Raw genomic sequence first — 22069 nt, 5'->3', positions numbered from 1 at the left:
CCATACAACCATGACACGACGTGTCATGACCAGTACTCTGGACCCATGCGTTGGTCTCCGGATGCCCGAGGGCGACTCGAGCGAGCGGCGTTCGAGCTCTTCGCCGAGCAGGGTTACCAGGCGACGACCGTGCCGCAGATCACCGCACGGGCCGGCCTGACGACCCGCACCTTCTTCCGGTACTTCGCCGACAAGCGCGAGGTGATCTTCGCCGGCGACGAGATCCCCGATCTCGCCCGGGCTGCCATCGAGGGAGCACCGGCCGGGACCGACCCGCTCGACATCGTGATGCACGGCCTCCGCGCCGTCGCCGACGAGCGGTTCGAGGGGCGGCACGGTGAGGTCGGCTCGGTGCGGCGACTGGTGCTGTCCGAGTCCTCGCTCCGGGAGCGCGACGCCCGGAAGCGTGCCGACCTGACGGACGCGGCGCGCGAGGCCTTCGTCGCTCGCGGGCTCGATCCGTCCGAGGCGGCGGTGATCGCCGAGACGTGCGTGATGCTGTTCCACCTGGCCCTCGAGGCCTGGGTCACCGGACCGGCCGAGCGCCGGATGGCCGACGTCGTCGACGAGCAGCTCAGTGCACTTCGTGGGGTGCTCGATCGGCCGCGCGCAGCGTCATGAAGACGTCGACGCCGTCGTCGGTGTCGAGCACGAAGCCGTGTCGTTCGTAGAGTCGACGGGCGGGCTGCCCACCAGCACGTTGAGCCGCGTCGGGCCGTCGTGGGGCTCGTCGAGGACGGCGCGCAGCACGGTCGACCCGACTCCACGGCCATGGATGTCCGGCGCGAGGTAGAAGTGCTCGACCCAGCGGACGTCGTCCTCGACCCGCACGGTGATCGAGCCGACGTCGCGGCCGTCGACCACGACGACCCGGGTCAGCTGCGGCTGGAACGCGTCGCGGAGCCGCTGCCGGACACGCGTCTCGTCGAACACCCCGAGGCGCGTCAGGTCGTCGCGCAGCACCACGGCCCGGAGCTCGACGAGCCACTCGAGGTCCTCGGGGGTGCTGTCCCGCAGAGCGACTTCCATCCGCCCAGCCTACGAACACCGCGAGCACTCAGGTCGCACTCCGGAGCGATGCGACCATGCTCCGCAAGGTCTGGCGGGCCTCCGCCTGCTGGTCGGTGGTCAGATCGGCGAGCATTCGCTGTTCGACCCCGCGGATCGCCGCACTCGCCTGGGCCAGACGCTGCCGCCCAGTGTCGGTCAGCTGTGTCGGGAGCGCCTTGCCGACCGACGGCTCGGTGGCCCGGGTGACGGAGCCGTCCCGCTCCAGGGCCTGGAGCAGCACGTTCATGGACTGCCTCGTGACGAACGTGCCGCGGGCGAGTTCGGAGTTCGACAGTCCGGGCCGCTGTGCGAGCAGTTCGAGGCACGAGTAGTGCGTCACCGTCATGCCGAGCGGGCGCAGCACGGCCTCCATCGACGCACGGAGGGCGCTGGCGGTCTCCTTGAGCAGGTAGCCGATCGACGTCTCGAGGTGGATGCCGGTGTCGTCTTGACGCATGTCAGAAGTCTGACATAGGTTGATGCGTGTCAGAAGACTGACACGAAGATCAAGGAGTGCACCCATGCCCGTCACCGGCCCCGACTTCATCTCACTGCAGACCCGCGACCTCGATGCCTCACAGGCGTTCTACGAGCGGTACCTCGGCCTCGTCCGCTCGCAGGCCGGCCCGCCGCACGCCGTCGTGTTCGAGACGACGCCGATCGCCTTCGCCCTGCGCGACCTGGTGCCCGGCACCGACCTCGACGCGGTGTCGCAACCCGGCATCGGCGCCGCCATCTGGTTGCACGCGACCGAGGTGCAGGCGATCCACGACGCCCTGGTCGCGGACGGCCACCGCATCGTCTCGGCGCCGATCGACGGCCCCTTCGGCCGGACGTTCACGTTCGCCGACCCCGACGGGTACCACGTCACGCTCCACGACCGCGCCTGAGCCCTGGAACCAGCCACGCGCCCGGCGCGGGCGGCACGCCGGGCGCGGGGCGGGCCTCCAGGCCGATGCCGGAGCCGACCGTCACGCTTCGTCACGATCCGTGACGGTCCGAGGTGTCCGACGTAGCGTCTCGACCCGTGACCACCAGCAGCGAGCACCGGCAGATCCGCTTCAACGCGTTCGACATGAACTGCGTCGCGCACCAGTCCTCCGGACTGTGGCGGCACCCCCGTGACCGATCGCGGGACTACCGCGACCTGACCTACTGGACGGACCTGGCGAAGACGCTCGAGCGGGGCGCGTTCGACGGCATCTTCATCGCCGACGTCCTGGGCACCTACGACGTGTACGGCGGCTCGAACGAGGCCGCGCTCCGCACCGGGTCGCAGGTGCCCGTGAACGACCCGATCCTGCTCGTGTCGGCGATGGCGTCGGTGACCGAGCACCTGGGCTTCGGCATCACGGCCGGCACCGCGTACGAGCACCCGTACCCGTTCGCCCGACGCATGTCGACGCTCGACCACCTGACCAAGGGCCGGGTCGGTTGGAACGTCGTCACCGGGTACCTGCCGAGTGCCGCGCGGAACATGGGCCAGACAGACCAACTGTCGCACGACGACCGGTACGACGTGGCGGACGAGTACCTCGAGGTCCTCTACAAGCTGTGGGAGGGCTCGTGGGAGGACGACGCCGTCGTCGCCGACCGCGAAGCGGGGGTCTTCACGGATCCGGCGAAGGTGCACCCGATCGAGCACCACGGCACGCACTTCGACGTGCCGGGCATCCACCTGTCCGAGCCGTCCGTGCAGCGCACGCCCGTCATCTACCAGGCGGGCGCGTCGCCGCGCGGCATCCGCTTCGCCGCGGAGAACGCGGAAGCGGTCTTCGTGGGCGCACCGACGCTCGAGCAGCTCGCGTCGACCGTCGCGAAGGTCCGGGACGCCCTGGAGGCAGCTGGTCGCGACCGGTACGCCGCCCGCGTCTACACGCTGCTCACCGTGATCACCGACGCCACCGACGAGCTGGCCCAGGCGAAGTACGAGGACTACCTGTCGTACGCCTCGGAGCTCGGCGCCCTGGTGCTCAACTCGGGGTGGATGGGCGTCGACCTGTCGCAGTGGGACCTCGACGAGCCCCTCGGCGACGTCGAGTCGAACGCGATCCAGTCCGCCGCGGCGAACATCGCTGCGGCGACGGGCGAGGACGGCTCGACGTGGACGATCCGCGACCTGGCGCGGCACACGGCGATCGGCGGGCTCGGCCCGGTGGCGGTCGGTGGGGGAGCGACGATCGCCGACCGGCTGCAGGAGATCCAGGAGCTGACCGACGTCGACGGCTTCAACCTGGCGTACGCGGTGACCCCGGGCACGTGGGAGGACGTCATCGAGTTCGTGATCCCGGAGCTCCGTGCCCGTGGGGCCTACCCGGAGGAGTACGGGTCGGGGTCGCTCCGGCAGAAGCTGCACGGCCGCGGAGACCGGCTGCCCGACGAGCACCGTGGGGCGTCGTTCAGGATCGGGAGCCGGGCGGTCGTAGGCTGATCGGGTGATCGAGTCGTCCGTGGTCGTGCGTCCTGCGACCCCGGACGAGACCGACACCTGCATCGACCTGTGGGCCGCGGCCGTGGCTGCCCGTGACGGCGCCGCCGAGGACCCCGCTGTGCGGGAGCGCGCGCGGCAGAAGTTCGGGGCGGAGCACGTCGCCTGGTTGGTGGCTCCCGGCCCGGACGGTGCAGTGGACGGCTTCGTGCTCGTGACGGCACCCGGCACCGGGCGGTCGACGGACCCGGCGGACGCCGCCTACCTGTCGTTGCTCGCGGTGCGCCCCGGGGTGCAGGCCCGCGGGGTCGGACGGTCGCTGCTGTCCGAGGCCGTGCACGACGCCCGTGCTGCCGGACACCCACGCGTGGTACTGCACGTGCTCGGCGACAACGACCGGGCGGTGCGACTGTACGAGGCGGGTGGCTTCGTGGCGACGGGGGACGAGTTCGCGCACGCGCTGAGCGGTGGGACGACGCGGGTCTACGCCACCGACGTCCAGGTCGGGTAGGTCGCCGAGCGCCCGTCGCCCGACGACGTCCGGGTGATCCGGCGCTGCACCCACGGCAGGACGTACTCGCGGTAGTAGCGGAGTTCCTCGCCCAGGCGGGCCCGGGCGGCACCGGCGTCCGCTGGCTCGACCGGCGCGGGGCCGTCGAGCACCGCGTGCAGCGCCAGGTCGGCGACGCGCTGGTGCCCGGTGGCGTTCATGTGCAGCCGGTCGTCCGACCAGAACTCCGCGCGGCCGAGGTGCGGGTCGCGGGAGACGTCGACGAACGGCAGACCGCGGCGTCGGGCGAGGGTGCCGAGCGCTTCGGCCCAGGCGTCACCGCGGCGGTTGATGAGGGAGCCGAGGGGCAGGCGGGCGCTCGGGTCGGCCGGGCTGAGGAGCGCCAGGCGGGCCCCGGTGGCCTCGACGCGGTCGGCGGCTGCCTCGACCTGCCCGATGAGCGCGTCCACGTCGAAGCGCGGGCGCAGCAGGTCGTTCCCGCCGGCGCAGAAGGTGATCAGCGTCGGTGCCGGGTCGAGCGCGAGGGCGGCCCCGAGCTGGCCCTCGAGGACCCCGGCGAGCAGTCGGCCGCGCACCGCGAGGTTCGCGTACGAGACGTGGGCGTCCGAGGCTCCCGCCATCGCGCTCGCGAGTCGTCCGGTCCAGCCGGGGAACGGAGCGGGTCCGGCGTCGCCGATGCCCTCCGAGAAGCTGTCGCCGATCGCGACGTAGCGGATGGTGTCGTGCATGCGCCCATCATCGTGCACACGCCTGTGCAGGTTCCCGGCACACGGCACACGGCACTCGGCACTCGGCGCGAGCTTCGTGAGCTTCGTGAGCTTCGTGAGCAGAAATGGTCGGGTCGCCGTTCGGCACCCGACCATTTCTGCTCACAAAGGGCTCGTCACCCCCAGCGAACCCTCACAGCACCGCCTTCGGCACCCGGTGCAGGGTGACGGCGCCGACGGCGGCGAAGGGGTGCAACGGGTCCGGGGCGGTGGAGCCGGTCGGCCCGCCGAGCTTCGAGTCCCCGACCGCGCTGAGCACCGCGTAGGCGTCCTCGGCGATCCAGCCGTGCTCGTCGACGAGGAACGCGAAGGCGTCCTCGTACCCGCGCCGGACGCTCTCCTGCACGGGGTCGCCGAGGCCGACGAACAGCCACGCGTCGTCGGTCTCGATGCGGGGTGCGCGGAGCGCCGGACCGCCCTTGACCAGGTCGACGGAGACGATCGCAGTGCCCTGGGCCTCGATGGCGACGAACGAGGACTCGCCCTCGGCCATGAGCGCATGGATGTCCCCGATCGACAGCAGGGCGCCCGGGACACGGACGGGCAGGTAGACGGTCGAGCCGGGGCGGGCCTCGGTGACGTCCATGTTGCCGCCCTCCGGGTGCGCCGGCATGATCGTCGAGTTCTCGCCCTCGGCCGGGGCCGTCCCGATGCACCCGATCATCGGCCGGACGGGGAACCGGTGCCGGTCGGACACCTGCACCGTGCCGTCGACGACCGGACAGCGGCGGGCGAAGACGCGATCGCCCATCACGTGCTGCAGCGCGCCGGAGCCGGGCAGGGACACCGACCAGCCGTGCGTGGTCAGCTCGATGGCGTGGATGGTCACCACGAGGGTGTCGCCGGGTTCGGCGCCCTCGACGAACACCGGGCCGGTCACCGGGTTGATCGGCGACTGCAGCTGCGCCATGTCGTGGTGCTGGTCGAGCTCGGCGTAGACGGCGTCGGTGGTCTCGAAGCCGATGGTCTCGCCGGTGCCGGGGTGGATCCGCAGCACCGGCTCGCGGTCGGCTGCGAACCCGGGGACGCCCAGGGTGTTCGGCAGGTGGTGGTCCGGGGTCATCGTGCGTCCTCCGTCGTCGGTTCTGCTTCGGAGCCGACCTCGGTGGAACGGCCGGTGCGTCGGTAGTACAGGAACACGGCCGCGCCGACGATCAGCCAGATGATCCCGCCGACCTTCGCCTCGACCGCGGCGTTCAGCAGGACGTACCCGATGATCAGGAACCCGATCAGTGGCACGACCAGGTGCAGCAGCCAGTTGCGCGACTTCCCCTTGACGACGTGGTGCACGAAGACGGACACGTGCAGGAGCATGAAGCCGAACAGCGCGCCGAAGTTCACGAGCGACGAGATCGTGTTGATCTGCCCGACGAAGAACAGCACGAGGATCGCGGAGAGCACCGACACGACGATGATCGCGTTCTGCGGCACCCGGCGGCCGTTGAGCTTGTGCAGGAACGCGGGCAGCTGACGGTCGCGGCTCATCGAGAAGAGCAGACGGCTCGTCGCGGCCTGTGCGGCCATGGCGTTCGCGATGCCGACGGCGAGCACGTTGACGGCGAAGAACGCGGTCGCCCAGCCGCTCGACGAGGCCTGCTCGACGATGGTGAAGAAGGCGTTGCCGGCCTCGCTGTCCGGGAACGAGTCCCGCCCCGCGGCCAGGGCGGATGCGAGCCAGGTCTGCAGGATGAACAGGAACGCCACGATGACGAGCGCCAGGATCATCGCCGTTCCGGCTCCGCCACGACGGCCGGTCGACTCCTCGGACAGGGTGGAGATGCCGTCGAAGCCCAGGAAGCTCAGCACCGCGATCGACAGCGCCGAGGCGATGAGCGGCGCCGACACCTTGGCAGGGTCCCAGATCTGCTCGGTGCCGAAGGACGCGTCGGGGATCGTGCCACCGGTCAGCGCGACGATGGCGATGACGACGAAGATCGCGACGAAGACGAGCTCGATGAGCAGGAAGATGCGGTTCGCGAGCTTGAGTGAGGACACCCCGGCCAGGTTGATGACGGTGTTGATCGCGACGAACACGAGCGCCCACAGCCAGCGGGGCGTGCCCGGGAAGATGCCGACCATGCTCTCCGCGGCGAACACGTAGAGCAGCGTCGGGACGAGCAGGTAGTCGAGCAGGATCGCCCAGCCGGCGAAGAAGCCGGCGGTGGGGTGGATGCCACGGCCGACGTACGAGAAGACGCTGCCGGCGAGGGGGATCGACTTCGCCATCTGCGCGTAGGCCAGGGCGGTGAAGATCATCGCGACGAGGCCGACCAGGTACACCAGCGGCACCATGCCGCTGGAGGCGTTGTAGACGGTGCCGAAGATCGCCCACGGGGCGATCGGGACCATGAAGACCAGGCCGTAGATGAGCAGGTCGGTGGTGGAGACGGAGCGCTTGAGCTCCTGCTTGTAGCCGTAGGCCTCGAGCTGCTGCTGTGCGGAGAGCTCACTGTGCTGCTGCGACATGTCGGGTTCCGTTTCGGGTGGAGGGACGGGTGCAGGGGGCGGTGCTGGGGAAAGAGGAGCGGGTGGTGTCGTCGGGAAGGCGGGTGCGGCCGTTGTGGGTGGGGACTTCCGGTCTGGAGGCGCGGGGCGGGTCCGTCCCGCGCCTCCCGAGAAGGTGGTGGCCGGGTCAGGCGTCGTCGTGCGCGGCCAGGAAGGCCGCGACGACGCGGCGGAACTCCGCCGGCTGCTCCAGGTGCGAGCAGTGGCTCGCACCGGGGAAGACGTGCTGCCGGACGTCGGCGATCCGCTCGACGAACGGGGCCCACGTGGCGGGGGTGGCCTCGTCGTGCTCGCCGGCGACGACGAGCGTCGGCACGGCGACGCGGTCGAGCCGGTCGACGATGGTCCAGTCGCGCATCGTGCCGATGACGTGGAACTCGTTCGGGCCGTTCATCGTGTGGTAGACCGTCGGCTCGCGCTCCATCTGCTCCTCGGAGTCGACGAAGTCTTGCGGCATCGGGACCACGCGGCAGACGTGCCGCTCGTAGAAGACCTGCGTCGCCGCCAGGTACTCGGGGTCGTCGACCGTGCCGGCCGTCTCGTGCCGGGTCAGGGCGTCCTGCACGTCGGCGGGCAGCTGCGCGCGGAGCTCGGCGGCGCCGTCGACCCAGAGCTGCATCGACGCGGGGGAGTTGCAGATCGCCAGCGACCGGAGGCCCGCGGGCTGCTGCACCGCGATCTCGGCGCCGAGCATGCCGCCCCACGACTGTCCGAGCACGTGGTGGTCGCCGAGCCCGAGGTGCTCGACCAGGGCGGTGTACTCGTCGACGAACAGCTGCGGCTGCCAGGTGTCGACCGGGGCGTCCGGGCGGTGGCTGCTCCGGCCGCAGCCGAACTGGTCGTGGTGGACGACGGTCCGGCCGGTCTCGTCGGCCAGGGCCGCGAGGTTCCGGAGGTAGTCGTGGGCCATGCCGGGCCCGCCGTGCAGGACGACGAGGGGCAGCGCGCCGGTGACCGGGGTGTCGGGCGTGGTGACCCGGTACCAGGTCTCGCCGTCACGGAACGGCATCGTGGATTCGGTGATGCTGGACATGGGGGTCAGCATGGAGCGGAAAAAGGTCCCACGCAATACCTTTTCTGCTGCCTTAACGTGGTCGTAACACCGCGAAGGGGGTCCGTGTGTCCGATCGTGCGACCGAGACGCGCGTCGACGAGGTCGAGGACCGCCTCGTGACGGCCGTCGCCGTGGGTGAGTACCTGCCGGGTGCGAACCTGCCGCCGGAACGCGAACTCGCCGGCCTGCTGGGCGTCGCCCGGGTCACCGTGCGCGGTGCGATCGCCCGGCTCGTCGAACGGGGACTGCTCGAGACCCGTCGTGGCCGGGGCGGCGGCACGTTCGTCCGCACCGAGTGGCCGGACGACTCCTCGGACACCGTCGGGCGGGTGCTGCTCGCCCGGTGGGAGGCGATCCAGGACACCGCCGACGCCATCGCGCTGCTGCACGGGGCGCTCGCGACCGCCGCCGCGGAACGGGTCACCCCGGACGACGCCGCCCTCATCCGTGCACGGCTCGAGGTGTTCCGCGACGCCGCCTCTGGCCTCGAGAAGCAGCAGGCCGACGCCGTGCTGCACCGGACGATCATCGACGCCGCGCGGAACGACGCCCTGCGGACGGCGCTCGCCGGGTTGGAGGCGCAGATCTCCATCGCCGCTCCGGCGCACCTGTGGGGCACGGCCGAGGGCATGGCGGAGATGGAGACCCGCGCGCTCCACGAGCACGAGTCGCTGGTGGACGCGGTGTGCTCGGGGCGGGCGCCCGAGGCGGGCGTGATCGCCCGGCAGCACGTCGGGATCGACGTCGAACTGCTCGAACGGGCCGTGCGGCGGACGGGGCAGGTGCCCCGGCACTGAGTCGTCAGTGCACGGCGGGTGCCGGCACCGGGTAGACGTCGTCCGGCATCGGCCACGGCGCCCACTTCGGCCGCGGCGCGTACACCAGGTACGGCTGCGGCGTCGGGTAGCTGACGAGCTCGAGCGTCGACCCCCACGGCGTGCGGGTGTACACGAAGCGGTTGCCGGCCCCCGCCTCGTCGCCGCGCAGGTCGCGCGGGTCGGAGTTCCGGGTACCGCCGGCAGCCTCGACCCGGGCGAGCGTCTCGTCCAGGTCGTCGGCGTACATCGCCAGGTGCTGCCACCCGAGGTCGGACGGGTGTGCGGCGTTCCGCTGCTCGGGCCCCAGGTACTCGAACAGCTCGAGCCCCGGCCCCTCCGGCAGCGCGAGCATCCGCATGGCCCCCTGCGCCATGGTGCTCGGGATGCCGAGGTAGCCGTGCGCCTCGGAACTGCTGTTCGGCGTCTCGTCACGACGCCGCATGTCGTACAGGACGACGGCGTCGAACGCCGCCTCGAAGAACTGCGTGGCTGCGTCGATGTCCGGCACCGTGACGCCCACGTGGTCGATCCTGATTCCCCTGCTCATGGTCGATTCGTACCACCGGCGGTCCCCGCGGCTCGGGTCGGGGCGGGGTCCGTGCGGGGTCGGTGCCCATCGATGCGGCAAGCCGCAGCGCGGGTCTCCTGCCCGGTTCCGGAACGGTCGTTCCAGGACGGGGTGCGGGACACACGACCGTTACACGAGGGAAACGGCGGGGGCGAAGTCGCTCCGTAGCTTCGTGCTCAAGCACGCACCGCCCCGCTTCCCACTCCCTCGGAGGACGCCATGGCTACCGACATCGCGACACCAGTCGCCGCGCCCCACGCCCCCACCACGACCTCCGCTCCCGCCCCAGCGGGCGCCGGCGTCGTCAAGCCCGGGTACGACCCGGCGCTCACGAACGAGGACCTCGCCCCGCTGCGCGAGCAGCGCTGGACGAGCTACAACTTCTTCGCCTTCTGGATGTCCGACGTGCACTCGGTCGGCGGCTACGTCACCGCCGGGTCGCTCTTCGCCCTCGGCATCGCGAGCTGGCAGGTGCTCATCGCCCTGGTGGTCGGCATCCTCATCGTGCAGGTGTTCGCGAACCTGGTCGCGAAGCCGTCGCAGCGCACCGGTGTGCCGTACCCGGTGATCAACCGCGCGGTGTTCGGTGTGCTCGGTGCGAACGTCCCCGCCATCATCCGCGGCCTCATCGCGATGGCCTGGTACGGCGTGCAGACCTTCCTCGCCGCCCAGTCGCTGAACATCATCTTCCTCAAGTTCATCCCGGCGTCCGCAGGGCTGCTCGACCACTCGTTCCTCGGGCTGTCGGCCCTGGGGTGGATCTCCTACGCGATCCTCTGGGTGGCGCAGGGCGCGCTGTTCTGGATGGGCATGGAGGCCATCAAGCGGTTCATCGACTGGGCCGGACCGGCGGTCTACGTGGTGATGATCGCGCTCGCGGTCTACCTGGTCAGCCAGGCGGGCATCGCCAACATCTCGTTCACCCTGTCGGTCGGCGAGCCGCTGTCGTTCGGGGCATCGATCCCGGTGATGCTGTCCGCGGTCGCCCTGGTGGTCAGCTACTTCTCCGGCCCGATGCTGAACTTCGGTGACTTCTCGCGCTACGGTCGGTCGTTCCGTGCGGTCAAGCGCGGCAACTTCTGGGGGCTGCCGATCAACTTCCTGTTCTTCTCGGTCCTGACGGTGCTCTGCGCCAGTGCGACGGTGCCGGTGTTCGGCAAGCTCATCACCGACCCGATCGAGACCGTGCAGGCCATCGGAGCACCCTTCGCGATCCTGCTCGGCGGCCTGACGTTCGTCACCGCGACCGTCGGCATCAACATCGTGGCGAACTTCATCAGCCCCGCGTTCGACTTCTCGAACGTGGCACCCCGGAAGATCTCGTGGCGGGCCGGTGGCATGATCGCCGCGGTCGGCTCGGTGCTCCTCACCCCGTGGAACTGGTACGGCAACGACCAGGCGATCCTGTACACGCTCGGGGTGCTCGGTGCGCTGATCGGCCCGCTGTTCGGCATCCTCATCGCGGGCTACTACATCGTCGGCAAGCAGCGCATCGCGATCGACGACATGTACTCCACGAGCCGCACCGCCCGGTACTGGTACCGCGGCGGGTTCAACCCGAACGCCATCTGGACCCTCGTGGTCACCGGCGCGGTCTCGGTGGCGAGCGCGGTCCTGCCCCCGGCACTCGGCGTGCTGCCGTGGCTGGCGAGCTACAGCTGGTTCATCGGGTGCGGCTTGGGCCTCGTCGTCTTCTGGGCGCTCGAGCGTGCCCGGCCGAGCATGCCCGTGCTCGACGCGGACGACCCCTCGGTCGACGACGGCGCGGCCGTCGGTCGCGCCTGACCGCCGGCGTCGCGGCCCGTCCTCCACAGGGCGGGTCGCGGCGCTCGGTCGTCCACAGATCCACACCACGGCCGGGAGGCCCGCCCCGCCCCCGCCACGATGGTCACCACCCGGCGTCACCCGTTCCACGGCTCCACTCGCTCCACCGGAAGGACCCCGATGCGCATCCGCGTCGTCAACCCCAACACCACCGCGTCGATGACGCGGTCGATCGGCGTCGCCGCCCGTGCGGTCGCCGCTCCCGGAACGCTGATCGAACCGGTCGAGCCCACCATGGGGCCGGCCTCGATCGAGAGCCACTACGAAGAGGCCCTGGCCGTGCCCGGGTTGCTCGAGCAGATCGCCCGCGGCGAGCAGGACGGGGTGGACGCATTCGTCGTCGCCTGCTTCGGGGACCCGGGGCTCGACGCCGCGCGGGAGCTCGCGACGGTGCCGGTGATCGGGATCGCCGAGGCCGGGTTCCACGCCGCCGCGATGCTCGGCCGCCGGTTCGGCGTCGTCACCACCCTGGCGCGGACGACCGGCCGCGCCCACGAGCTCGCCCAGCGCTACGGCTTCGCCCCGCTCGTCACGGAGATCCGGGCGTGCGAGATCCCGGTGCTCGAGCTCGACGACCCCGAGTCCGGTGCCCGTGCGCTCGTGATCGAGGAGTGCCGAGCGGTCGTCGACGGGGGAGCCGACGCCGTCGTGCTCGGGTGCGCGGGCATGGCCGACTTCTGCGCCGAGGTCTCGCTGGCGATCGGGGCACCGGTCGTCGACGGTGTCGCGGCGGCCACGGTCCTGGCGGAGTCGCTCGTCCGGCTCGGGTTGTCCACGGGCAAGCGCGGCGAGTACGCCCTGCCGCCGGTGAAGGCGATGTCGGGGCTGCTGGCGGGCTTCGAACGCCACTCGGCGGCGGTCGCGACCACAGGGGCGGGCGCGTGACGGGCCTCCCGGCGGGCGACACGGCAGACGTGGTCGTCCGCGCGCAGCGCGCCTGGGTCGACGGCACGTTCCGCCCGGCCGCGGTCGTCGTCCGCGACGGTCGGGTCGCCGGCGTCCTGCCGGTCGACGCTGTCGTCGACACGGTGCAGGAGCACACCGTGCCGGACGGGCAGGTGCTGCTGCCCGGGCTCGTCGACACGCACGTGCACGTCAACGAGCCCGGACGCACCGAGTGGGAGGGCTTCGCGTCCGCGACCCGGGCCGCTGCGATGGGCGGGGTCACCACGATCGTCGACATGCCGCTCAACTCGATCCCCGCGACGACCACGATCGAGGCGCTCGCCGTCAAGCGTGCGAGTGCCGAGGGCCGGGTGGCTGTCGACGTCGGGTTCTGGGGTGGCGCGGTCCCCGCGAGTCTCGGGTCGCTCGACGCCCTGCACGACGCCGGCGTCTTCGGGTTCAAGTGCTTCACGGCGCCGAGCGGTGTCGACGAGTTCCCGCACCTCGACCCCGAGCAGCTCCGAGCCGCGATCGCCGAGGTCGCCCGGATCGACGCCCTGTTGATCGTGCACGCCGAAGACCCGGAGCACCTCGTGCCGCACCGGGCGCTCGGTGGCCGCTACGCCGACTTCCTGGCCACCCGGCCCGTCGCCGCCGAACGGTCCGCGATCGCGCAGGTCATCGACGGCGCGCGGGCGACCGGTGCGCGGGTGCACGTGCTGCACCTGTCCGACGCGGGCGCGCTGCCGATGCTCCGTGCCGCGAAGGGCGACGGCGTCCGGATCACGGTCGAGACCTGTCCGCACTACCTGTCGTTCGAGGCGGGCACGATCCCGGACGGCGCGACCGCCTACAAGTGCTGCCCACCGATCCGTGACGACGCCAACCGCGACGCGCTGTGGGCGGGCGTGCTCGACGGCACGATCGACCTCGTCGTGTCGGACCACTCGCCCTCCACCGCCGACCTGAAGACCGACGACTGAGGTCTGGCCTGGGGCGGGGTCGCCGGTCTGCAGGTCGGGTTCCGCGCGGTGTGGACCGAGGCCGAGCGCCGAGGGATCCCGCTCGAGGCGCTGCTGCCGCTGTTCACGACCGGTCCGGCCGCCCTCGTCGGGCTGCGCGACCGCGGGGTGATCGCTCCCGCTGCCCTGGCGCACTTCGCCGTGTTCGACCCGTCCGCCGAGTCCGTCGTCGACGTCGCCGGGCTCGAGCACCGCAACCCGGTGTCCGCGTTCGACGGGCTCCGCGTGCGCGGCAGCGTCACCGAGACCTGGCTCCGCGGCCGTCGCATCGCCACGGCGGACGGCGGTGTGGTCGGCGTCGAGGGGCAGCTGGCCGGACGGCCCGTGCTCGCGGCGGAAACACCCCTGTAACGATCGTTCCGGTATCGTCGGATCAGGAACGGAAGGAACCAGCATGCTCCCAGTGAACCCACCCGCCCGTCTCCTCATGGGGCCCGGTCCGATCGACGCCGACCCGCGCGTGCTCCGGGCACTGTCGACGCCGCTCGTCGGGCAGTACGACCCGTGGATGACCGCCACGATGAACGAGACGCAGGCGCTCTACCGCCGCGTGTTCGGCACCCGCAACGACGCGACGCTGCTCGTGGACGGCACGTCGCGCGCGGGCATCGAAGCGGTGCTGGTGTCGCTGCTCGCCCCGGGCGACCGCGTGCTCGTGCCGGTGTTCGGCCGGTTCGGGCACCTGCTCGCCGAGATCGCCGGCCGTGCGGGTGCCGAGGTCCACACCATCGAGACCGACTGGGGCCAGGTCTTCACGCCGTCCGCCATCGAGTCCGCGGTCGCCCGCGTCCGTCCGAAGGTGCTGGCGGTCGTGCAGGGCGACACCTCGACCACGATGAACCAGCCGCTCGACGAGCTCGGAGCGATCTGCGAGCGGTACGGCGTCCTGCTCTACACCGACGCCACGGCCACGGTCGGCGGCAACCCGCTCGAGGTCGACGCCTGGGGGATCGACGCCGTGAGCGCCGGGCTGCAGAAGTGCCTCGGCGGCCCGTCCGGCAGCGCACCCGTCACGCTGTCGCCGGGGGCCGTGGCCGTGCTCGACGAGCGGCGGAGCGTCGAGGCCGGCATCCGCGAACCCGGTGACGACGTCGCTGACGAACCGATCCGGTCGAACTACCTCGACCTCGCGATGATCCTCGACTACTGGGGCCCCCGCCGCCTGAACCACCACACCGAGGCCGCGTCGATGCTCTACGCCGCCCACGAGTGCGCCCGCATCCTGCTCGAAGAAGGCCGCGACGTCGTCGTCGCCCGCCACGAGACCGCCGGGCGGGCGATGCTCGCCGGGGTGCAGGCCCTCGGGCTCCGGGTCTTCGGTGACGTCGCCCACAAGATGCACAACGTCGTCGCCGTCGAGATCCCGTCCGACGTCGTCGGCGACCAGGTCCGCGGTGCGATGCTCGACGACCACGGGATCGAGATCGGCACCTCGTTCGGGCCGCTGCACGGACGGGTCTGGCGAATCGGCACCATGGGCCACAACGCCCGGAAGGACACCGTCGTCACGACCCTGGCCGCGCTCGAGCACACCCTGCGTCGGGCCGGGCACGCGGTCCCGCACGGCGGCGGGGTCGACGCAGCGCTCGACGCCTTCCACGACGACGCAGCCGCGGTCGCTCCCGCCGGGGCCGAGGTGCTCGCGTGAGCGCCGTGCCCGTCCTGAGCGCGACCGCCGTGGCCACCGCCGACGCTCAGCTCGTCGCCGGCTGGTGCGACGAGCTCGCCGCCCTCAGCGCCGAACCGGGGCGCATCACCCGCGTCTACCTGTCGCCGGAGCACGCCAGGGCGAACGCCCTCGTCGCGCGCTGGATGCAGGACGCCGGACTGTCCACCTGGCAGGACGCCGCCGGCAACCTGCGCGGTCGGGTGGCGGGCGCGACGCCCGACGCCCCGGTGCTGTTGCTCGGCTCGCACCTGGACACCGTGGTGGACGCCGGACGGTACGACGGCGTCGTCGGGGTGCTCATGGCGATCCGCACGGCCGCGCGGCTCACCGCCGACGGTCCGCTGCCCGTCGCGCTCGAGGTCATCGCGTTCTCCGACGAAGAGGGCACGCGCTTCGGCAAGGCCCTGCTCGGTTCGTCCGCCGTCGCCGGGGTGTGGGACGACGCCTGGTGGGACCTGACGGACGGCGACGGTGTCTCGCTCCGGCAGGCCTTCACCGACTTCGGCCTCGACCCGGACCGCGTCGGCGAGGCCGCGGTCGACCGGGCCTCGGTGGTCGGCTACCTCGAGGCGCACATCGAGCAGGGTCCGTACCTCGAACAGGCCGGGCAGGCCCTCGGGGTCGTCACGAGCATCGCGAGCGCCCGACGGTTTTCGGTCGAGGCCGTGGGCGAAGCCCGGCACGCCGGCGGCACCCCCTACGAGCGCCGGCACGACGCCCTGCTCGCCGCCGCCGAGGCCGCGCTCGCGGTGGAACGCATCTGCCGGGCCTCGCACCAGGTCGGCACCGTCGGCACGATGACCGTCGAACCCGGAGCCGTCAACGTCGTCCCCGGGCTCGCGCGGTTCTCCGTCGACCTGCGCGGCGAGTTCGACGACGAGCGCGACGAGGTCTGGGACGAACTCACCAAGGCCTTCACACTCATCGGTGAACGGCGCGGGGTGAGCATCACCCCGACCGAAGTGCACCGTGCGCCCGCGGTGTTCTGTTCGCCCCGGCTGATGGACGCCGTCCGCGCCGGCATCGTCTCGACGGGCGAGACAGCGCCCATGGAGCTGTTCTCGCGGGCCGGCCACGACGCGATGTCGCTCGGGCTCGTGACCGACGTGGCGATGCTGTTCCTCCGCAACCCCGACGGCATCAGCCACCACCCCGACGAGTTCGTGTCGACGCCGGACATCGCCCTCGGCCTCGACGCCCTGGCCGTCGCCGTCGAGCGGGTGGCACGCGCATGAGCACCGCCGGCCCCGACGTCCGCGCCCGGATCGACTCCGTCTGGGAGCAGCTCTCGCCCGCCGAACGACGCGTCGCCGCCATGGTCCGGCACGATCCGGAACTCCTGCTCGTCGGCACCTCCGCCGAACTCGCGGCCGAGTCCGGCACCTCGAAGGCAACGGTCTCGCGACTCGTGCGGTCCCTGGGGTTCCAGGACGCGGCAGAGGTCCGTCAGAACCTGATGTCCGCACGGGGCTCGGGCCTGCCGTGGGTCGCTGAGGACGCCGCCCACGTCGACCAGCGCGCGGTCGAGGCGCGCAACCTCGACGCGGCCTTCGCGTCGCTCGGCCGAGCGGACCGCCCGCGGCTCGCCCGTCGGATCGTCCGCGCCCGCCGCGTGCTCGTCCTCGGTGAACGCGGCGCGTACCCGATCGCGCTGCAACTGCGGTCCCAGCTGGCGCAGGTGCGGTCCGACGTCCGGGTCGGTCCGTCACCCGGGCAGCGGCTCGGGGAAGAGGTCGCCGACCTCGACCGGCACGACCTCGTGGTCCTGGTGACCGTGCGTCGGCACACCGCCGGGGTCGAGCGGATCGTCCGGCACTGCGTCGACTCCGGGGCGGACGTCATCGTCCTCGGCGACCCGACGGCCGCGGTCATCGCCGCCCCCGCGACCACCGCGATCCTCTGCCCGGTCGACTCGCCGTCGGCGTTCGACTCGATGGCCGCGCTGTTCGCCGTCGTCGCCGCGATCACGAACGACGTCTACGACGCCTCGGGTCCCGGTGGCCGGGTGCGGGTCGACGCCGTCGCCGCCGCCTACGACGCGCTGGGGGAGCTCGCCGCGCCCTGATCGCCGTCCGACCCGGCGCGCAGCTCGGCACGCAGTTCGGCGGCGAGCGAGGCGTTGCGGTCGGCGATGAGCCGCGGCATGTACCTGGCCAGCGCGAGCACCTCAGCCAGGCGGCCCAGCGGGCCGAGCGGAGCGCGGAACGTGATGGTGTCGACCATGCGCGTGCCGTCGGCCGACGGCTCGAAGCGGTGCTCGTGGTGGAACCGGGCGAACGGCCCACGCACCTGTTCGTCGACGAACCGGTGGGGTGCCTCCAGGGCGGTGATCCTGCTCGTCATCCGCCAGACGATCCCGAAGTGCCGCGCACGCCAGGTGACGGTCTCGCCCAGGCCGATCATGCCGGCAGTCGTGCCAGCGACGGCGCGTTCGTCGGTCGCTGCCATCGATCGCTCGTGCGCGCCGATGTCGAGCGACAGCGCGAAGGCGCGCTCCGGCGGCACCGGCAGGTCCGTCACGACCCGGAACGAGACGGTCACGACGTCGGCCAGACCGTCGGGTCCAACCGGTCGTCTTCGTGCAACGCGGCGGCGAGCAGCTGGTCGTGCCGGCTGCCGCGGTGCAGCACGCTCGACCGCGTGCGTCCTTCGAACCGCAGACCGAGTCGTTGGGCGACCGCGGCCGACGCGGTGTTCGTGGCGATCGCGCGCCACTGCACCCGGACGAGACCGAGTCCCTCGGGGGGACCGGCGAAGGCCCACTGCAGCACGCGCTCGGCGGCCTCGGTCATGATGCCGGAGCCACGACCGTCCGGGTGCATGGCGTACCCGATCTCGGCGGCCCCGTCGGCGAAGGCGAACAAACCGACCGTGCCGAGCAGCCGGAGGTCGTCCGCGCGCCGGATCCCGAACTCGTACCGGCTGTCCGCCGCCCAGCCGGCCACGACGACGTCCGTGATCCAGTACCGTGCCTCGGCGTGCCCGTACGGCACCGGCACCGGGGTGGACGCGATGACGTCCGGGTCGTTGGCGTAGGCCACCACGTCGTCGGCGTCGCCGAGCTCGGGGACCGAGAGCACCAGTCGTTCGGTGCGGAGGGTGACGGGCTGCACGGGTCGAGCCTAGCCACGACGGCGCGGGCGGTAGCGTCGGGGGATGACGTTCGACGCGCTCCCGTTCCCGGTCGTCGACGGCCACAACGACCTGCCCTGGGAGCGCCGTGACAGCCACGACTCCGGTGTCGAGGGCATCGACACCGAGACTGACTCGCTGCACACCGACATCCCGAAGCTCCGTGCCGGCGGCGTCGTCGGGCAGTTCTGGTCGGTGTTCGTGCCCGCGGACGACCCGGACCCCGTGACGACGACGCTGCAGCAGGTCGACCTCGCGCACCGCATCATCGAGCGCTACCCCGACGACCTCGCGCTCGCCCGCACCGCCGCCGAGGTCCGTGCCGCCGTCGACTCCGGCCGGATCGCGTCGCTGCTCGGCGCAGAGGGCGGGCACTCGATCGGCGACGACCTCGCGGTCCTCAGGACCCTCGCCCGGCTCGGCGTCCGCTACATGACCCTCACCCACAACGACGACACCCCCTGGGCCGACTCCGCGACCGGGGAACGGGCGCACGGCGGTCTGACCGACCGCGGGCGGCAGATCGTCGCCGAGATGGAGCGGATCGGCATGCTCGTCGACCTGTCCCACACCGCCCCGGCCACCATGCGGGACACCCTCGACGTGGCGACCCGGCCCGTCGTGTTCAGCCACTCGTCGACCGTCGCGATCGACGACCACCCGCGGAACGTGCCCGACGACGTGCTCGCCCGGCTGGCCGACAACGGCGGCGTGGTGATGATCACCTTCGTGCCGAAGTTCGTGTCGCGGGCGTGGGCGGACTGGGAGGAGTCGGGCATGTCCGGCGAGCCGCCGCTGGTCACGGTGTCGGACGTCGCCGACCACGTCGAGCACGCCCGCGACGTCGCCGGTGTGGCGCACCTGGGCCTCGGCGGCGACTACGACGGCACCCCGGTGCTGCCGCCGGATCTGCGGGACGTTTCGCGGTACCCGGTGCTCGCGGCGGAGCTCGTCCGGCGTGGCTGGGGCGAGTCGGACCTGCGAGCGCTCGCCGGGGGCAACGTGCTGCGGGTGCTCGAGGCGACCGACGAGCGGTTCGCCCGGACGGCGTTCGTGCACTGACGCGGTGGGTTTCGCGCCGCGAAAGCGACTCTCCTCGGCGCTGGTCGTGCTCACTCCCGCGAAAGCGACAGATGTCCGCGAACCTTCCGCGGACACCAGTCGCTTTCGCAGGCCGGGACCCAGGTGTGGAGTCACGACTCGCGTCCGGAGCGCACGCGCCGTCACGGACAGGACCGCCTGGGGTCCGGTCGCTAGGATCGGGCGCACACCGCGCCTCCAGGAAGAGCGATGCGCGACCTGAGCTGCGAAGGACGGACCGGATGAGCGGCACCATCTACGAGAACATCTCCCAGGCGTTCGGCAACACCCCCCTCGTCAAGCTGAACCGGCTGCCGAAGGCAGGCGGCGCCGAGGTGCTCGCCAAGCTCGAGTTCTACAACCCGGGGGCCAGCGTCAAAGACCGCTTGGGCGTCGCGATCATCGACGCCGCCGAGGCCGCCGGCGCGCTGCAGGCCGGCGGCACCATCGTCGAGGGGTCGTCCGGCAACACCGGCATCGCCCTCGCCCTGGTCGGCGCCGCACGTGGCTACCGGGTCGTCATCACGATGCCCGAGACGATGAGTGTCGAGCGCCGCGCGGTGATCCGTGCGTACGGTGCCGAGATCGTCCTGACCCCCGGGCCCGAGGGCATGAAGGGTGCGGTCGCCAAGGCCGAGTCGATCGTCGCGGAGACCCCGGGCGCGATCCTCGCCCACCAGTTCGAGACGGCTGCGAACGCCGAGATCCACCGGAAGACCACGGCGGAGGAGATCCTCCGCGACACCGAGGAGCACGTCGACGTGTTCGTCGCGGGCGTCGGCACCGGCGGCACGATCACCGGCGTCGGGCAGGTGCTCAAGGAACGCGTGCCCGGCGTGCAGATCGTCGCCGTCGAGCCGAAGGACTCGCCCCTGCTCTCCGAGGGCAAGGCGGGTCCGCACAAGATCCAGGGCATCGGCGCGAACTTCGTCCCCGAGGTCCTCGACCAGAGCGTCATCGACGAGGTGTTCGACGTCGAGCTCGACGACGCGCTCCGGGTCGCCCGCGCCCTGGCGACACAGGAGGGCATCCTGTCCGGCATCTCGTCCGGCGCGATCGTCCACGCCGCCCTCGAGATCGCGGCACGTCCCGAGAACGCCGGCAAGCGGATCGTCGCCATCGTGTGCGACACCGGAGAGCGCTACCTGTCCACGGTGCTCTTCGAGGGGCTCACTGCGTGAGTCGTCCCCTCCGACGAGGCGTGCTGCGGACCATCCGTGAGGACCTGTCCGCAGCACGCCGAGGTGACCCCGCTGCCCGGGGTGACCTGGAGAACGCGATCATCTACTCCGGGTTGCACGCCATCTGGACGTACCGGGTGGCCCACCGCCTCTGGAACGCACAGGGGCTGCCCGGGTCCCGGTTCGCGGCCCGGCTGCTCGGGCAGGTCGCACGGTCGGTCACCGGCATCGAGATCCACCCCGGCGCGCGCATCGGCCGCCGGTTCTTCATCGACCACGGCATGGGTGTCGTCATCGGGGAGACCGCGGTCATCGGTGACGACGTGCTCGTGTTCCACGGTGTCACCCTGGGCGGACGCGGGGGCGACCACGGACCGGGAGCCCGACGGCACCCGGTGGTGGGGGACCGCGTGGTGCTCGGCGCCGGGTCGTCGTTGATCGGGGCGATCACGATCGGTCCGGACTCCGTCGTCGGTGCCAACACCGTGGTCACCAAGGACGTGCCGACGGGGTCGGTGGTCACCGGGGTCGCCGGGACTCCGCGTCCCCGGTCCGGGCACGAGGGCGTTCCGACGCTCTGACCGGCAGCGCCTGCGCCTGCGCCTGCGCCGGCCGAGCCGAGCCCGCGGGCCGCGCCACGCGCGCAAGACACCGGTGTTCGCGCGTTGCACCGCGGCGTGCGGGTGTTCGGAGCGCGAACACCGGTGTCTTGCTGGTCACCGGAGCGAGCGGGCGAGCGTCAGCTCTTCTCGCAGGCGATGCCGTCCTTGTCGCGGTCGAGCTTGGTGTTCGCCTTGTACAGCGCGTCGTCCTTTTTCACCGTGCCCTTGAGCGCACGGTAGGTGGTCTTGCCGCCGGAGACGACCTTGTTCTTCTTGACGGACTTCTTCGCGATGCCGCCCGAGTACACCTTGTGCACCGCGGTGCAGTTGGCGTAGGACTTCGGCGCGGCCTGCGCGGTCGAGGTCCCGCCGACGACGACGGTGGTCGCGAGGACGGCGGTGGCGGCGGCGATGCCGAGGGTACGGATGATGCGCACGGGTTCCCCCTGGAACTGGTGGTGATCGCTGGAGCGACCGCCGCGTCGGGTGCGCGGCGTGGTGATCCTACGACGTGATCGACACTCACGACCTGCCCCCGAACGGGGTTCCGTGTCGGCGGCCTGCGCCATGCTGATCCCATGGACGGCGAGCAGCTGCACGAGATCGCGAGCCGCACGGCCCTGGGGCTGCCGGCGGCCGTCGAGACCCAGCCGTTCGGCGAGGGCTCGGTCGTCTACAAGGTCGTCGGCAAGATGTTCGTGATGGTGACCGAGGTGCGTGGGACCCCGATCGTGAACCTCAAGTGCGCGCCGCCGCACGGGGCGGCGCTGGTGCGCGACCACGACGAGATCACGCCGGGGTGGCACATGAACAAGCGGCACTGGATCACGCTGATGCCGGGCGACGGCATCGACGAGACCCTGGTCGAGGACCTCGTGGCGAACGCGTACGACCTGGTGGTCGCCGGGCTGCCCGTGGCGAAGCGTCCGATCGACCCCTCGCGCGGCGTGCTGCCGGGCTGACCGGGCGCAAG

24 protein-coding genes and 1 pseudogene are annotated in these 22069 nt (G+C 71.7%); 15 read left to right on the top strand and 10 right to left on the bottom strand.

The features are described from left to right. Positions 1-45: 45 nt before the first annotated feature. Positions 46-621, top strand: a complete 576-nt coding sequence (locus DEJ17_RS05465; RefSeq protein WP_110892433.1) for a TetR/AcrR family transcriptional regulator — start codon at positions 46-48, stop codon at positions 619-621. Here DEJ17_RS05465 and DEJ17_RS05460 read toward each other — a convergent pair. Then, complete coding sequence (locus DEJ17_RS05460) at positions 616-1029, bottom strand: GNAT family N-acetyltransferase (protein WP_309146737.1); 414 nt, start codon at positions 1027-1029, stop codon at positions 616-618. The genes DEJ17_RS05465 and DEJ17_RS05460 overlap by 6 nt on opposite strands. Before the next feature lie 28 nt (positions 1030-1057). After that, positions 1058-1507, bottom strand: a complete 450-nt coding sequence (locus DEJ17_RS05455; RefSeq protein ID WP_110892432.1) for a MarR family winged helix-turn-helix transcriptional regulator — start codon at positions 1505-1507, stop codon at positions 1058-1060. A 64-nt stretch (positions 1508-1571) separates the two neighbouring features. On the opposite strand from DEJ17_RS05455, the gene DEJ17_RS05450 reads away from it, so the two are divergent. The 3 genes from DEJ17_RS05450 to DEJ17_RS05440 all read left to right on the top strand — a co-directional run bounded on the left by DEJ17_RS05450 (position 1572) and on the right by DEJ17_RS05440 (position 3989). Then, positions 1572-1940, top strand: coding sequence for a VOC family protein (locus tag DEJ17_RS05450; RefSeq protein WP_110892431.1), 369 nt, complete (start codon positions 1572-1574; stop codon positions 1938-1940). A 137-nt stretch (positions 1941-2077) separates the two neighbouring features. Further along, positions 2078-3481 (top strand): LLM class flavin-dependent oxidoreductase, encoded by a 1404-nt coding sequence (locus DEJ17_RS05445; protein ID WP_220033613.1) that lies wholly within the window; start codon positions 2078-2080, stop codon positions 3479-3481. A 4-nt stretch (positions 3482-3485) separates the two neighbouring features. After that, on the top strand, positions 3486-3989 hold the full coding sequence (locus DEJ17_RS05440; RefSeq protein WP_110892430.1) for a GNAT family N-acetyltransferase: 504 nt from the start codon (positions 3486-3488) through the stop codon (positions 3987-3989). On the opposite strand, the gene DEJ17_RS05435 is transcribed toward DEJ17_RS05440, so the two are convergent. From DEJ17_RS05435 to DEJ17_RS05420, 4 genes are all read right to left on the bottom strand, one after another. Beyond that, positions 3962-4717 (bottom strand): SGNH/GDSL hydrolase family protein, encoded by a 756-nt coding sequence (locus tag DEJ17_RS05435; RefSeq protein ID WP_258366671.1) that lies wholly within the window; start codon positions 4715-4717, stop codon positions 3962-3964. The genes DEJ17_RS05440 and DEJ17_RS05435 overlap by 28 nt on opposite strands. 172 nt (positions 4718-4889) lie before the next feature. Beyond that, positions 4890-5819, bottom strand: a complete 930-nt coding sequence (locus DEJ17_RS05430; protein ID WP_110892429.1) for an acetamidase/formamidase family protein — start codon at positions 5817-5819, stop codon at positions 4890-4892. After that, a complete protein-coding gene (locus DEJ17_RS05425; protein WP_110892428.1) occupies positions 5816-7222 on the bottom strand; it encodes an APC family permease in 1407 nt (468 codons plus the stop codon). The genes DEJ17_RS05430 and DEJ17_RS05425 overlap by 4 nt, the downstream gene beginning before the upstream one ends. Before the next feature lie 166 nt (positions 7223-7388). Continuing rightward, positions 7389-8294, bottom strand: a complete 906-nt coding sequence (locus DEJ17_RS05420; protein ID WP_258366670.1) for a proline iminopeptidase-family hydrolase — start codon at positions 8292-8294, stop codon at positions 7389-7391. An 86-nt stretch (positions 8295-8380) separates the two neighbouring features. Between DEJ17_RS05420 and DEJ17_RS05415 the strand changes: the two genes are divergently transcribed. Continuing rightward, complete coding sequence (locus DEJ17_RS05415; protein WP_110892426.1) at positions 8381-9112, top strand: FadR/GntR family transcriptional regulator; 732 nt, start codon at positions 8381-8383, stop codon at positions 9110-9112. Positions 9113-9116: 4 nt separating this feature from the next. On the opposite strand, the gene DEJ17_RS05410 is transcribed toward DEJ17_RS05415, so the two are convergent. After that, positions 9117-9680 (bottom strand): VOC family protein, encoded by a 564-nt coding sequence (locus DEJ17_RS05410; protein ID WP_035808811.1) that lies wholly within the window; start codon positions 9678-9680, stop codon positions 9117-9119. Between the two features lie 240 nt (positions 9681-9920). Between DEJ17_RS05410 and DEJ17_RS05405 the strand changes: the two genes are divergently transcribed. The 6 genes and pseudogenes from DEJ17_RS05405 (at position 9921) to DEJ17_RS05380 (ending at position 17166) form a co-directional block, all read left to right on the top strand. Then, positions 9921-11486 carry an NCS1 family nucleobase:cation symporter-1 gene (locus DEJ17_RS05405; RefSeq protein ID WP_110892425.1) on the top strand — a complete coding sequence of 522 codons (1566 nt, stop codon included), beginning with the start codon at positions 9921-9923 and terminating at the stop codon, positions 11484-11486. 159 nt (positions 11487-11645) lie between these two features. Beyond that, positions 11646-12410: an aspartate/glutamate racemase family protein gene (locus DEJ17_RS05400; protein ID WP_110892424.1), complete on the top strand. Its 765-nt coding sequence runs from the start codon at positions 11646-11648 to the stop codon at positions 12408-12410. Further along, positions 12407-13783: pseudogene (gene allB / locus DEJ17_RS05395) on the top strand (allantoinase AllB). The gene DEJ17_RS05400 and the pseudogene allB overlap by 4 nt, the downstream one beginning before the upstream one ends. Before the next feature lie 43 nt (positions 13784-13826). Next, complete coding sequence (locus DEJ17_RS05390; RefSeq protein WP_110892423.1) at positions 13827-15080, top strand: alanine--glyoxylate aminotransferase family protein; 1254 nt, start codon at positions 13827-13829, stop codon at positions 15078-15080. Further along, entirely contained in the window at positions 15077-16336 is a 1260-nt protein-coding gene (locus tag DEJ17_RS05385) for an allantoate amidohydrolase (protein WP_110892422.1), read from the top strand. Before DEJ17_RS05390 ends, DEJ17_RS05385 begins: the two co-directional genes overlap by 4 nt. After that, positions 16333-17166, top strand: coding sequence for a MurR/RpiR family transcriptional regulator (locus DEJ17_RS05380; protein ID WP_110892421.1), 834 nt, complete (start codon positions 16333-16335; stop codon positions 17164-17166). The genes DEJ17_RS05385 and DEJ17_RS05380 overlap by 4 nt, the downstream gene beginning before the upstream one ends. Here DEJ17_RS05380 and DEJ17_RS05375 read toward each other — a convergent pair. Both DEJ17_RS05375 and DEJ17_RS05370 read right to left on the bottom strand, forming a co-directional pair. Next, positions 17133-17642, bottom strand: coding sequence for an SRPBCC family protein (locus DEJ17_RS05375; RefSeq protein ID WP_110892420.1), 510 nt, complete (start codon positions 17640-17642; stop codon positions 17133-17135). The two genes, DEJ17_RS05380 and DEJ17_RS05375, sit on opposite strands and share 34 nt — an antisense overlap. Then, positions 17639-18214, bottom strand: coding sequence for a GNAT family N-acetyltransferase (locus tag DEJ17_RS05370; RefSeq protein WP_110892419.1), 576 nt, complete (start codon positions 18212-18214; stop codon positions 17639-17641). Before DEJ17_RS05370 ends, DEJ17_RS05375 begins: the two co-directional genes overlap by 4 nt. A 43-nt stretch (positions 18215-18257) precedes the next feature. On the opposite strand from DEJ17_RS05370, the gene DEJ17_RS05365 reads away from it, so the two are divergent. From DEJ17_RS05365 to epsC, 3 genes are all read left to right on the top strand, one after another. After that, a complete protein-coding gene (locus DEJ17_RS05365) occupies positions 18258-19295 on the top strand; it encodes a dipeptidase (protein WP_110892418.1) in 1038 nt (345 codons plus the stop codon). A 260-nt stretch (positions 19296-19555) separates the two neighbouring features. Beyond that, a complete protein-coding gene (gene cysK / locus DEJ17_RS05360) occupies positions 19556-20494 on the top strand; it encodes a cysteine synthase A (RefSeq protein ID WP_110892417.1) in 939 nt (312 codons plus the stop codon). Further along, positions 20491-21075 (top strand): serine O-acetyltransferase EpsC, encoded by a 585-nt coding sequence (gene epsC, locus DEJ17_RS05355; protein WP_258366669.1) that lies wholly within the window; start codon positions 20491-20493, stop codon positions 21073-21075. The genes cysK and epsC overlap by 4 nt, the downstream gene beginning before the upstream one ends. 158 nt (positions 21076-21233) lie before the next feature. Here the strand turns inward: epsC and DEJ17_RS05350 are convergent, their stop codons facing one another. Continuing rightward, positions 21234-21533: an excalibur calcium-binding domain-containing protein gene (locus tag DEJ17_RS05350; protein WP_220033612.1), complete on the bottom strand. Its 300-nt coding sequence runs from the start codon at positions 21531-21533 to the stop codon at positions 21234-21236. A 141-nt stretch (positions 21534-21674) separates the two neighbouring features. Between DEJ17_RS05350 and DEJ17_RS05345 the strand changes: the two genes are divergently transcribed. Further along, entirely contained in the window at positions 21675-22058 is a 384-nt protein-coding gene (locus DEJ17_RS05345; RefSeq protein WP_110892415.1) for an MmcQ/YjbR family DNA-binding protein, read from the top strand. The last annotated feature ends 11 nt before the right edge of the window (positions 22059-22069 follow it).

It is taken from the genome of Curtobacterium sp. MCSS17_011 (genome assembly GCF_003224275.1).
Lineage (GTDB): Bacteria > Actinomycetota > Actinomycetes > Actinomycetales > Microbacteriaceae > Curtobacterium.
The sequence above is the reverse complement of the archived record's forward strand: the minus strand, read 5'-3'. Positions and strand labels throughout refer to the sequence as shown.